This window comes from Janthinobacterium sp. CG3 (assembly GCF_000344615.1).
Taxonomy (GTDB): Bacteria; Pseudomonadota; Gammaproteobacteria; order Burkholderiales; family Burkholderiaceae_D; genus Janthinobacterium.
The window spans coordinates 4,995,888-5,008,356 of sequence record NZ_KB467824.1 but is presented as its reverse complement, the minus strand read 5'-3'; the positions used below and the strand labels follow the sequence as shown (position 1 = coordinate 5,008,356).

At 67.2% G+C, this 12,469-nt stretch carries 10 protein-coding genes; 2 read left to right on the top strand and 8 right to left on the bottom strand.

What is annotated here, in order from left to right; genetic code table 11:
- Positions 1–121: 121 nt before the first annotated feature.
- The 5 genes from JANGC3_RS0122195 to JANGC3_RS0122175 form a co-directional block, all read right to left on the bottom strand.
- On the bottom strand, positions 122–958 hold the full coding sequence (locus JANGC3_RS0122195; protein WP_017878686.1) for an HDOD domain-containing protein: 837 nt from the start codon (positions 956–958) through the stop codon (positions 122–124).
- 149 nt (positions 959–1,107) lie between these two features.
- A complete protein-coding gene (locus tag JANGC3_RS0122190) occupies positions 1,108–2,184 on the bottom strand; it encodes a BMP family ABC transporter substrate-binding protein (RefSeq protein WP_026133344.1) in 1,077 nt (358 codons plus the stop codon).
- Positions 2,185–2,264: 80 nt separating this feature from the next.
- Positions 2,265–3,182: an ABC transporter permease gene (locus JANGC3_RS0122185; RefSeq protein ID WP_017878684.1), complete on the bottom strand. Its 918-nt coding sequence runs from the start codon at positions 3,180–3,182 to the stop codon at positions 2,265–2,267.
- Positions 3,182–4,249 (bottom strand): ABC transporter permease, encoded by a 1,068-nt coding sequence (locus JANGC3_RS0122180; RefSeq protein WP_017878683.1) that lies wholly within the window; start codon positions 4,247–4,249, stop codon positions 3,182–3,184. The genes JANGC3_RS0122185 and JANGC3_RS0122180 overlap by 1 nt, the downstream gene beginning before the upstream one ends.
- Entirely contained in the window at positions 4,242–5,780 is a 1,539-nt protein-coding gene (locus JANGC3_RS0122175) for an ABC transporter ATP-binding protein (RefSeq protein ID WP_017878682.1), read from the bottom strand. Before JANGC3_RS0122175 ends, JANGC3_RS0122180 begins: the two co-directional genes overlap by 8 nt.
- Positions 5,781–6,143: 363 nt before the next feature.
- On the opposite strand from JANGC3_RS0122175, the gene JANGC3_RS0122170 reads away from it, so the two are divergent.
- Entirely contained in the window at positions 6,144–7,013 is an 870-nt protein-coding gene (locus tag JANGC3_RS0122170) for a BLLF1 multi-domain protein (protein WP_017878681.1), read from the top strand.
- Between the two features lie 193 nt (positions 7,014–7,206).
- Here JANGC3_RS0122170 and JANGC3_RS0122165 read toward each other — a convergent pair whose 3' ends face one another.
- Both JANGC3_RS0122165 and JANGC3_RS30960 read right to left on the bottom strand, forming a co-directional pair.
- Positions 7,207–8,070: a substrate-binding periplasmic protein gene (locus JANGC3_RS0122165; protein ID WP_017878680.1), complete on the bottom strand. Its 864-nt coding sequence runs from the start codon at positions 8,068–8,070 to the stop codon at positions 7,207–7,209.
- Positions 8,067–8,813 carry a substrate-binding periplasmic protein gene (locus tag JANGC3_RS30960; protein WP_017878679.1) on the bottom strand — a complete coding sequence of 249 codons (747 nt, stop codon included), beginning with the start codon at positions 8,811–8,813 and terminating at the stop codon, positions 8,067–8,069. Before JANGC3_RS30960 ends, JANGC3_RS0122165 begins: the two co-directional genes overlap by 4 nt.
- A gap of 293 nt (positions 8,814–9,106) precedes the next feature.
- Between JANGC3_RS30960 and gluQRS the strand changes: the two genes are divergently transcribed.
- Positions 9,107–10,036, top strand: coding sequence for a tRNA glutamyl-Q(34) synthetase GluQRS (gluQRS, locus tag JANGC3_RS0122155; protein ID WP_017878678.1), 930 nt, complete (start codon positions 9,107–9,109; stop codon positions 10,034–10,036).
- A gap of 64 nt (positions 10,037–10,100) precedes the next feature.
- Here the strand turns inward: gluQRS and JANGC3_RS0122150 are convergent, their stop codons facing one another.
- Positions 10,101–12,320: a TonB-dependent receptor gene (locus JANGC3_RS0122150; RefSeq protein ID WP_017878677.1), complete on the bottom strand. Its 2,220-nt coding sequence runs from the start codon at positions 12,318–12,320 to the stop codon at positions 10,101–10,103.
- Positions 12,321–12,469 lie beyond the last annotated feature (149 nt).

Genomic DNA, 12,469 nt, shown 5'->3' with positions numbered 1-12,469 from the left:
CGATTTCCGGGAAAGAATTTCCCGGAAATCGTGGTCTGTCCCCGGTGTGGCCCCGGCGGCGTGTGGACGAAAAAAAGCCCCGCGGCGCCAGGCGGGGCTTTTTTTCGGGCGCCGGCGCGGGCTACACCAGCAGCGCCGCCGTCAGCGATTCAATTTCCTCGGCCGAGTCGTCGAGGATGCCGTGCAGCGTGCTGCCGCCGGTCTCGAAGTCGATCATCGCCGCCACCTGGCGCGCGTTGGCGCTTTCCGGCGGGTGCAGCGGCGAGACCACGCGCGCCAGGTCGTTGGCCAGCAGCAGCGTGTCGCCAAGGGTGCGCGGCGGCGTGTTGGCGCCGCCGTGCCACATGCCTTCGACCGCCTGCAGCACCTGGTCGGGCACGCCGAGCTGGCGCAGCACGCCGCGGCCGATCAGTTTTTCGCCGTATTCGATCCAGTCTTCGGTGTTGTCGTCGAGCAGGCCCGGATACTCCTCGGCGCGCGACAGCAGGTAGAAGCCGCCGACCTCGTGCACGATGGCGGCGAACATCGCCGTTTCCGGGTCGATGCGGCTGATTTTCTTGCCGATCACCTGGGCCAGCGCGGCCACGTGGGCGGTGTGCTCCCACAGCCTGGCCGATTTGGCGCGCAGCATCGGGTCGGTGATGCTGCTGCCGAGCTGGCGCACGATGACCGAGGCGACCATCGATTTCAGCGTGCGAAAGCCGAGCCGGCTGACGGCCACGCGCACGCTGGTGATTTCGTCGCCGCTGCGGTTGTAGGCGGCCGAGTTGGCGATGGCCACGGTGCGCGCCGACAGCACCGGTTCGGCCATCACCATCTTGGCGGCGGCGTCGATGTGGCAGTCCGGGTCGTCCAGCGCCTGCTGCAGTTTCAACGTCGCGCTGACGTTCGCCGGGAAGGTCAGTTCGCCCCTGCCGGCCTGGGTGGCGATGCTCTTGAAAATTTCCAGTCTGTCCATGAAACCACTCTCCTCGCATACCGGACCGGTGCCGGGCCGGCTTGATCCGATGGGCGATCCGGATCATCGATCGATGCTGCCACGGCAGCAAGGACGGCGGCGGGCGGACGCCACCTGCCGCCCGTCCGCCGCCGCCGCCCTGCCGCCGCCTACTTGTTCGACACCTTGCCGAGCACGCCTTCGACGAAATAGTCCATCTTGTTGAGCGCGTCGTCGCCGAGCGTGCCCTTGTCGAGGCGGAGCTTGCCCTCGTTGTCCTTCATCGGCCCGGCGAACGGCGCCAGCGCGCCGCTGACGAGGTCCTTCTCGCGCGCCGCGACGAACTGCCTGACGTCGGCCGGCACCGCCGCGTTGATGCCTTCGAGCTTGACCATGCCGTCCTTGATGCCGCCCCAGACGCTGCTCGGCTTCCAGCTGCCGTCGATTACCGCCTGCGCCTGTTTCGCATAGTATGCACCCCAATGATGCGTTACGGCACCCAGTTGCGCTTTCGAACCGTATTTTTTCATGTCCGAGTGGTAGGCGATCGCGTACTTGCCCTTTTCCTCGGCGGCCTGGACCACGGCGGTCGAGTCGGTGTGGTGGGTGACCACGTCGGCGCCCTGGCCCAGCAGCGTGATGGCGGCGTCGCGCTCCTTGCCCGGGTCGAACCAGCTGTTGACCCAGATCACCTTCACCTGCGCCTTCGGATCGACGCTGCGCATGCCGCGCGCGAACGCGTTGACGCCCTGCAGCACTTCGGGGATCGGGAAGGCCGCCACGTAGCCGGCGGTGTGGGTTTTGCTCATTTTGCCGGCCAGCACGCCGGCCAGATAGCGGCCCTCGTAGAAGCGGGCGTTGGTGTTGCCGACGTTGGCGGCGGTTTTATAGCCGGTCACGTGGATGAATTTGACGTCGGGGAATTGCTTGGCCACCTTCAGCGTCGGGTTCATGTAGCCGAACGAGGTGGTGATGACGAGCTTGCTGCCCTGCTGCGCCAGGTCGCGGATGACGCGTTCCGAGTCGGCGCCCTCGGGCACGTTTTCGACGTACTTGGTGGTGATCTTCGGGCCCAGCGCCTTTTCCATTTCCTTGCGCGCGATGTCATGCTGCGTGGTCCAGCCGGCGTCGCCGATCGGGCTGATATACACAAAGCCGACGTTGAGCGGCGCGGCGGCCGCGGCCAGCGTCGCCACGGGCGACAAGACAAGCGTGCATAGCGCGGCGCGCAAGATTTTTTTGGACATGATTTTCCTCGTGTTGGCTCCCCCCACCTACCTTCCGGCCCCGCCGCGGGGGAGACAACGGCGCAGCAACGTAAAACGCCTCAGGCGCCCGGCTTGAAATACTTGCCGAGCGACGCGGGCATGTTCAATTTGATGTAGTTGGCGTTGCTCGAAATAAGCACCAGCACCACGATGGTGGCCAGGTAGGGCAGCATCGACAGCAGTTGCGAGGCGACCGCCACGCCCTCGCCCTGCACCGAGTACGTCAAAATGGTGATGCCGCCGAACAGGTAGGCGCCGCCGACCACGCGCGCCGGGCGCCAGGTGGCGAAGGTGGTCAAGGCCAGCGCGATCCAGCCGCGCCCGGCCACCATATTCTCCACCCACAGCGGGGTGTAGACCAGCGACATGAAGGCGCCGGCCAGGCCGCAGCAGGCGCCGCCGAAGAGGATCGCGGCGAGGCGGATGCGGCGCACGTCGTAACCCAGCGAATGCGCCGACGACGGCGACTCGCCGACCGCGCGCAGCACCAGGCCGGCGCGGCTGCGGTACAGGAAGCAGGCGATGGCCGCGCACAGCAGCAGCGCCAGGTACACCATCGGGTGCTGGCGGAACAGCGCCGGGCCGACGAAGGGCAGGTCCTGCAACCAGGGCACGCCGAAGCTGCCGTTGCTCAGGCTGTTGCCGACGTAGTTGATGCCGATGTAGGTCGAGGCGCCGCCGCCGAACAGCGCCAGCGCCAGGCCGGTGGCGTACTGGTTGGTGCCCAGCCACACCGTCATCCAGGCGAAGAAGCCGGCCAGCACCACGCTGGCGCCGGCGCCGGCGGCGAAACCCAGCGCCGGGCTGCCGCTGTTGACGGCGACGGCGAAGCCGACCACGGCGCCGATCAGCATCATGCCCTCGGCGCCGAGGTTGACGACGCCGGATTTTTCATTGATCAGCAAGCCCAGCGCGGCCAGCATCAGGGGGGTGCCGGCGTTGATGCTGGCGGCGATCAGGAGGGCGATGGCGTCCATTATGGGTTCCGGCTAACACGCAGTTTGTAGTGGATCAGCACGTCGCAGGCCAGCAGCGCGAACAGCAGCACGCCCTGGAACACGCCGGTGATCGCGCTTGGCAGGCCCAGGCGCGACTGCGCCAGTTCGCCGCCGATGTAAAACATCGCCATGATGAAGCTGGAGAAGACCACGCCGACCGGGTGCAGCCGGCCGACGTAGGCGACGATGATGGCGGCGAAGCCGTAGCCGGGCGACACCGACGGCGTCAACTGGCCCAGCGGCCCCAGCACTTCGCAGGTGCCGGCCAGGCCGGCCAGCGCGCCGCACAGCAGCATCGAGGTCCACAGCGATTTGCGCGCCGAGAAGCCGGCGTAGCGCGCCGCCGCCGGCGCCATGCCGCCGACGCGCAGGCGGAAACCGGCCATGCTTTTCGACAGGAACAGCCAGCCGCCGACCGAGGCCAGCAGCGCCAGGATTATTCCCAGGTGCAGGCGCGTGCCGGGCAGCACGATCGGCAGCAGCAGCGCCTCCGACAGCAGCTTTGACTGCGGAAAATTGAACCCCTCCGGGTCCTTCAGCACGCCGTACACCAGGTAGCTCAGCAGCAATTGGGCGATATACACCAGCATCAGCGAGACCAGGATTTCGCTGGCGTTGAAACGGTCGCGCAGGAACGCCGTGACGCCGGCCCAGGCCATGCCGCCGGCCATGCCGGCCAGCAGCACCAGCGCCGTCACCCACGCGCCGGCGGCGCCGGCGTCGTCGAAGTAGAGCGCGGCGGCGCCGCCGCTGACGGCGCCGACGACGAACTGGCCCTCGGCGCCGATGTTGTAGACGTTGGCGCGGTAGCACACCGCCAGGCCGACGGCGATCAACAGCAGCGGCGCCACCTTCACGCCCAGCTCCGACAGGCCGCGCAAGTCCTTCATCGGCTCCCAGAAAAACACCGCCAGGCCGGCCAGCGGGTCCTTGCCCAGCGCGACGAACAGCAGCGCGCCGCACAACACCGTCAACAGCAGCGCCAGCAGCGGCGAGCACCAGGACATCGCCGCCGACGGCGTGGCGCGCGCTTCGAGTTTAAACATGCTTGCCCCCGGCATGGCTGGCCCGCGGCGCCGGCTGCGGCCACAGGCCGCTCATCCATTGGCCGACCAGCGCGACGCTGGCGTCGGCGGTCTTGATCGACGGCGACAGCCGCCCCTTCGCGATCACATGCAGGCGGTCGGCGATCTGGAACAATTCGTCGAGCTCCTCGGAAATGACCAGCAGCGCGCAGCCGGCGTCGCGCAGCGCCACCAGCTCGGCGCGGATCTGCGCGGCGGCGCCGACGTCGACGCCCCAGGTCGGTTGCGCCACCACCAGCACGCTCGGGGCGCGCATGACTTCGCGCCCGACGATGTATTTTTGCAGGTTGCCGCCCGACAGGCTGCGCGCCGGCGCGTGCGGCCCGCCGGCCTTGACGCCGAAGCGGGCGATGATCGCCGCCGCCATCGCCGCGATGGCCTTGCCGCGCACGAAGCCGCGCTTGACGGTGGCCCCGGTTTGCAGACTCAGCAGCACGTTGTCGGCCAGCGACATCTCCGGCACCGCGCCGCGGCCCAGGCGCTCCTCCGGCACGAAGCCGAAGCCGAGGGCGCGCCGCCGCCCGGGCGCCAGGCGCCCGGCCGCGACGCCGCCCAGCATGATGGAAGCGGGCGCCGCGCGCGGGTCCTCGCCCGACAGCGCCGCCATCAATTCCTGCTGGCCGTTGCCGGAAACGCCGGCCAGGCCGACGATCTCGCCGGCGCGCAGCTCGAAGCAAACGTCTTGCAACGCGGTGGCGAACGGGTGGCTCTTCGACAGGCACAGCTGGTTCACCGCCAGCATGCTGGCGCCGGGCGCGCGCTCGACGTGGGTGAGGGCCGGCGGTTCCGCACCGATCATCAGGCGCGACAGGCTGGCGGCGGACTCTTCGCGCGGGTCGCAGACGCCGCTGTTCTTGCCGGCGCGCACCACCGTGCAGGTGTGGCACAGCGCCCGGATCTCGTCGAGCTTATGGCTGATGTAGAGGATGCTGCAACCCTCGGCCGCCAACTGGCGCAGCGTGCCGAACAGCTTCTCGACGGCGCCCGGCGTCAGCACCGAGGTCGGCTCGTCGAGGATCAGCAGTTGCGGCTTGGCCAGCAGCGCGCGCACGATCTCGACGCGCTGGCACTCGCCCACCGACAGCGTGTGCACGTGGCGCTGCGGCTCCAGTTCCAGGCCGTACTGGCTGGCGGTGGCCTCGATGCGCCGGGCCAGCTCGTCGAGTTTGGTGTCGGCGGGCAGGCCGAGGGCGATGTTTTCCGTCACCGTCAGCGTGTCGAACAGCGAAAAGTGCTGGAACACCATGGCGATGCCGAGCTCGCGCGCCATCGCCGGGTTGGCAATGTGCACTTCCCTGCCGTTCCACAGCACCCGGCCGGCGTCCGGTTTCACCGAGCCGTAGATGATCTTCATCAGCGTCGACTTGCCGGCGCCGTTCTCGCCCAGCACGGCGTGGATCTGGCCCGGCTCGACCGTCAAATGGATGGCGTCGTTGGCCACCACGGAAGGGTAGCGCTTGGTGATGTCGTGTAGTTCCAGGCGGGTCGTCATGTCGTTTTTATCGTTCTCGAACGGTCACCAACAATTCATCGGAATCGGCGCCACGGCGGGCCGCCAACGCCATGTATCGTATCGGCATCTGTCCCGATTATCCGCATCGGTCATTGCGCCGGCGCAGACTTTCAGCGTAAAAACAACACCGGGAAACTATTTACACGATAGCCAACGGCCGACGCCGTTGCCGCCAGCCCCTGCCGGTACGAAAATCCGACTATTATATCAGCTCGAATATACCAACTATTAACCGCCCTGGCAGCCCGCGAGGGGGCGCTTCTCGCATCATTGCCGGGCTAGTCTGGTTGTCGACGCCGCCAGCGCCATGTTTTTTTCATGCAACGTCAAGAGGAGTTTCAAGTGTACAAAACAACATCGAGTCTCGTTCCCCGCCTGTGTTTCGCCGCCATCCTGAGCCTGTCCGCCGGCGCCCACGCCGCCGACTGGAGCGACACCTCGATCAGCTGGCGCGCCGGCAGCGACTACCGCGAACCGTTCAACCCGAACGACATCAAGAAAAACATCGTCGGACTGACCCACGCCAGCGGCTACAAATACGGCAGCAACTTCGTCAACGTCGACTACCTGATGTCCGACAGCAAGGACCCGGGTTCGTTGAACCAGCGTTCGGGCGCCAGCGAAGCCTACATCCTCTACCGCCACACGCTCGACATCGGCAAACTGCGCGGCAGCGACATCAAATTCGGCCCGGTGCGCGGCGTCGGCGTGACCGCCGGTTTCGACCTCAACACCAAGAACGACACCGGCTACAACTCGCGCAAGCGCATGCTGGTGGCCGGCCCCACGCTGATGTGGGACGTGCCCGGCTTCCTCAACACCAGCCTGTTGCTGCTGCGTGAAAGCAACGCGCCGAGCGGCGCCTTCGCGCCGATCTCCAACGTCAACGGGCGCTACACCTACAAGACCCACGCCATGCTCAACGCGGTGTGGGGCATCCCGGTGACGCCGCTGCTGTCGTTCGAAGGCTTCGCCAACGTCATCGACGCCAAGGGCAACGACGAGGTGGGGCGCAAAACCGGCGTGGAAACCAACATCGACATGCAACTGATGCTCGACGTCGGCGCCGCCATGGGCAAAGCCAAGAACACCTTCCGCGTCGGCCTGCAATACCAGTACTGGAACAACAAGTTCGGCAACACCGACGCCACCACCGGCGGCGTTGGCAACACCGCCAAAACGCCGATGATCCGCGCCGAATACCACTTCTAAGCGGACCTCGCCGCCCGCACGGCTGCGGCGTTGAGTTCATCCAAACCAACGCCGCGAGTCCGGGGGCAGACCCAAAGGCCGTAGATCGGGTTAGCCGGAACGGCGTAACCCGGCTGGCGTCGGCGGCGGCTCGGCGGCGGCTCGGCGTCGGATTACGCGTCCGCCCCGGCGCCCCCCCCCCCCCGGATCCGGCCTACGGCACCATAACTGGGCGGAATGAGGGTCCGACCACGGCGCCTTGCACCGTCGCGGCGCCTTCATGGCGCCCGCTAACGCCCTGCCGCTTGCCGGCGTCGCCATACGCGGCCACGATCTGCGCCAGACGCCCGGAATCGCGCAGCTTCACCATCCCCCCGGAAAACATCTGCGCATAGTCGCGCGCACGCGCGCCGCCCGGCGCGAAGCCGACATACTCGTACTTGCGCTCAATGCAGCCGGCCATCCTCAGCGGCGCCAGGTGCTGCGTCGCCAGCACATACTCCACGCTGCGGCGCTCCTCGAGCAGCGCGTCCAGGCGATGCAACTGCAGCATCGTGACCATGCGCCGGGTCACGCCCTCGCCGCTGACCCGCGCCACCTTGTCGAACGCGCGCGCCAGGCGCGCATCGACCACCTTGCCATGGGCCACGCCCAGCGCGACGCCGCCGTACTTCCTGCCGAAGCCGCCGAAGCGCCAGGCGCTGCCGGCGTCGGTGAAGAAACAAAATTGCGTGTCGATGACGGGCTGGTCGGGAAAGAGCAAGTCCGGCGCCAGCGCCGGCAGGATGCCGACGACGCCGTCGATCTGGCCGCCGCGGGCGGATTGGACGCCGCGCGACAGCGGCATGTTAACGAAGGACACGGCCAGACCCTCGGCCGCGAACAGCTCGGTGATGACGTCGACCAGGATGCCGCGGCGGGCGCTGGCCAGCTCGCAGATATACGGGCACCACTGGTTCACCGCCAGCACGATCGGCGCGGCGCGCGCCGGCCCCGACGCCAGCGCCAGCGCCAAGGCCGGCAGGCCCAGGCAAACGCGCCACGACGGCGCCCGCACGCCGGCCGGCGCCACGTTCACTCGAGTCCGTACTTGCCGGTGATGGCCTTCCAGGCCGGATCACCCTTCATGCCGGCGGCCACCGCGTCAAGCTCCTTGGCCAGCGCGGCGTCGCCGTTCGCGCTGAACAGGAAGCGGTCGAATTTCGCGTGCGGCTTCGGCGACAGGTACAGCGTCGACTTGACTGGGCTGGCGTCGCCCAACTGCTTGAGCAGGAAGCGGTACGTGCTCGACGCCATAATGGTGACGTCGGCCTTGCCGGACGACACCTTGCGGATGTTCGACAACTCCTCGTTACTGTTCTCGCGCTGGATATCCTTGCCGAAGCGATCATCCAGGCCGGCGTAGCGGTTGCCGGCCACGCCGGCGAACTTCAAGCCCTTCAGCGAGTCCGGGTCGACATAATCGACCTTCTTCGTGTTCAGCGAAATGACCGCGTTCGAGTCGGCGATAACGGCCGGGGTCCAATGGTATTTTTTCTTGTCCGGGTCGCCCACGAACATCGGATTGAGGAACAGCACCACCCCCTTGAAGTTCGGCTCCTTCTCCAGCGTCTGGTTGAGCTTGTCGCGCGGCAGCACGGTCAAATCGAAGTGGTACTTGCCTTTGAGCTTGTCGTTCAAATAGCCGACCATGTCGCTGGCCAAGCCGCCGCCGCCGACCACGAACGGCACCGCCTGGTAGGTGTTATAGGCGGGGAGGTTTTCGAGCGCGCCGGCGCACTGCGCGGCGACGGCCAAGACGCCGAAGGCGATGCCGCGCAAAGTGTAAGCCGACCAACGCTGATTCTGACGTCGGGATTGCTGACTAACCATATTTCCTCCAATGCAGTGAACGAATCTGTTAACACGAAGCAATGTGTGTCTGGACGATTCTACGCGCAAGCGCGCCGCGCATTGTTGTATCAACGCCGCGCCGGGCAAAAAAACACCGTTGCCGCCCCGGCCCTCGCCCCGGGTGTGCGGCGCGTCCCCCACGCCGCCCCGACAAAAAACGGCACAAGGAATAGAATAGCATAATCACACTGTTAACTTTAAAGTCTACCTGCCGGCTTCGAATGACATCAGAACGCGACACCCGCCGCTACGTCGGCCGCTTCGCCCCCTCCCCCACCGGCACGCTGCATCTGGGTTCGCTGGTGGCGGCGCTGGCCAGCTACCTGGACGCCAAAGTGCACCACGGCCAATGGCTGGTGCGCATCGAAGACCTCGACTGGGACCGCAACGTGGTCGGCGCCGACCGCGCCATCCTGGCCTCGCTGCGGCGCTGCGGCATGCACTGGGACGGCGATGTCGCCTGGCAAAGCGAACGCCTGGCGCTGTACGAGGCGGCGGCCGGCGCCCTGCGCGCCGACATCTACCCCTGCGCCTGCTCGCGCCGCGAAATCCTCGATGCGCGGGCCGACCCCGGCGCCGCCCGGGCGGCGGCGCCGCCGGTGTATTCCGGCGCCTGCCGCAACGGCATCGCCGCCGGGCGCGCCGTGCGCGCGCTGCGCCTGCGCGTGCCGCCGGCGCCGCGCGGCGTGGTCGGCTTCACCGACCGCTGGCACGGCGCGCTGCGCCAGGACCTGGCCGACGCCGTCGGCGACTTCATCGTGCGCCGCGCCGACGGCTACTGGGCCTACCAGCTGGCCGTCGTCGTCGACGACGCCGCCCAGGGCGTCACCCACGTGGTGCGCGGCGCCGACCTGCTCGACTCGACGCCGCGCCAGATCTACCTGCAAGGGCTGCTCGGCCTGCCGCGGCCGGCCTACCTGCACGTGCCCGTCGTTACCAACCCGGCCGGCGACAAACTCTCGAAGCAAACCGGCGCGCAAGCGTTCGACACCGGCGCCGCGCCCGCCGAGCTGCTGCGCACGGCGCTGCTGCCGGCGGCGCGCTTCCTCGGCATGGAGCTGCGCGCGGCCAGCCTCGACGACTTCTGGCGCCTGGCCCTGCCGGCGTGGGCGCAGCTGCTGCGCCGGCGCGGCGCGCCCGCGGCGCCCTGAAAGCAAACAACCCGCCGCGGCGCTGGGGCCGGGGCGGGTTGTGCGCGACTCAGCGTCGACGGGCTTAGAAGTTGCCCTTGAACTGGACGCCCCAAATGCGCGGCTCGTTGAGGAAGCCGGTGCGATTGTTAAAATCGATGGCGCCGGTGACGCGCCTGGTGTCGGTGATGTTGCGGCCGTAGGCGGCCACTTCATATTTGCCGCTGTCCCAGGTGTAACCGACGCGCAAGCCGCCTTCGAGCAAGGGTTTGGCGCTGTATTCCACCGCTTCGTACAGGAACAGGTTGATCTTGCTGCGGTAGGCCCAGTCGGTGAAGACGAACAGTTCGCCGTCGGCCAGCGGCACCGAGTAGCGCGCGGTGCTGGTGACGATCCACTTCGGCGCCTGCGGCAGCGGGTTGCCGTCGATGACGACGCGCCCGGCCGCGTTCAGCGGATCGGTCACGGTGCACGAACCGCACTTGCCGACGGACAGGCTGGTGTCCTTGATCTCGGTGAAGTTGTAGCTGCCGCCCAGCGACATTTTCAGGCTGGGCGTGACGAAGCCTTCCAGGTCCAGCTCGGCGCCGTGGCCCTTGGTCTTGGCCGCGTTGATCAGCCGGGTCACGTTCGACAGGCCGCCGACGACGGTCAATTGCTGGTTCTTGACGTCGAAGTTGTAGACGCTGAAGGCGACGCGGGCGCGCCGGTTCATCAAGTCGGCCTTGACGCCGGCCTCGTACGACAGGATGGTCTCGGCGTCGGCCACGGTGATCGGCACCTGGCTGTTGGCGGCGGCGATGCTCGGCGCGCGGAAACCGGTGGCGACGCGGGCGTAGACGTTGACGTCCCGGTTCATCTTGTAGCTGCCGCTGACGTCCCAGTTGACCTTGTTCTTGCTCTCGGCCACGCCGTTCGGTCCGATCTGCACCACGTTGAGCGCCTCGACCGTGTTGAAGTCTTTCTTGTCGGTGGTGTAGCGCAGGCCGCCGCGCAGCGTGAAGGCGTCGCTGAAGGCGTAGTTGAGCGAGCCGAACGCCGCCCAGGCGGTGTTCTTCTGGTGGCTGGCCAGGTGCGTGGTGCGCGCGCCGCTGTCGCTGTTGAAGCCGTCGGTATAGCCGTTGGCGTCTTCGTTGAAGTAGTAGAGGCCGCTCTGCCAGTTCAGCGGGCCGGCGTTTTTCGACTCGACCCGGAATTCCTGGCTGTACTGCTTGACGGCGCCGATGCCGCCGGCGCTTTCCACCTGGAAGGGGATGAAGCCGGGGCCGGTCTTGGCGCCGCCGTCGATGTCGCCGCGGCTCAGGTAGTCGTCGACGCCTTCGTAGCCGGTGATCGAGAACAGCTTGACGCTGTCGAGGTCCCAGCTCAGGCGCACGCTGCCGCCGTTGCTGCGCAGGCGCTGGAAGTTCTGGCCGTTGGTATGCGACTGCCCGGCGTCGTAGCCGTCGACGATGTCGTTCGTCCCCTTTTTAATCAAGTTGGCGTAAAACAGGCGCGAGCTGCCCGTGGTGGCGCGCTGGTGCAGGTTGAACAGCGCGTTGAACTGGCCGTTCGGCGCGTACAGCAACTGCACCCGCTCGGCGTGTTCGTTGTAGCCGTCCAGCGCGTCCTTGGCGCCGGTGAAGCTGTTGTCGACGTAGTCGTCGCGGTGCTGGCGCAGCGCCGACACGCGCATCGCCCATTCCTTGCTCAGCGGGACGTTGACGGCGCCGTCGGCGTTGGCCGTGTTGTGGCTGGCGACGGAGACGTTGTAATAGCCTTCCACTGTCGCCAGCTTCGGCTTTTCCGACTCGAATTTGACGACGCCGGCCGGGGTGTTGCGGCCGAACAGCGTGCCCTGCGGACCGCGCAGCACTTCCACGCCGGCCAGGTCGAAGATCGGGAAGCCCTTCAGGATGGGATTTTCCTGCACCACGTCGTCGTAGATCAGCGAGACCGGCTGCGAGGCGAAGGTGCTGAAGTCGGTGTTGCCGTAGCCGCGGATGTAAAAGCGCGGGAAGGTGCGCCCGTTCGACGACTCCACGTTCAGGCTCGGCACCTTGCCGGCCAACACGCGGATGTCCTGGCCGCCGGAGACCAGCACGTCGAGTTTTTCGTCGCGCAGCAGCGTCACCGAGACCGGCACCTCGCGGATGTTTTCCTTGCGGCGCTGCGCGGTGACGGTGACCGTTTCCAATTGCGGCGCGGCGGCGGGCGCGGCGGCCGACTGGGCCATCGCCGAGCCGATAGGCAGGGCGGCGCTCAAGGCCAGCATCGCGCCGTGGGTGCGGGCGAGACGCTTGTGGATGTTCGACTTCTTGATCATTGACTTCCCCAGAATTTTAATAAGCTTACAAAGAGTGTTCCAAGCAGCGTCTCCCGCTTTCTCTTGTGCTGGCGCCGGCCAGCCGGCGCGAACGGGTGTCCCCCCGCCCCCGGCAGTGGCTGCCGGCTTGTAGAAGGCCGACAATTTAA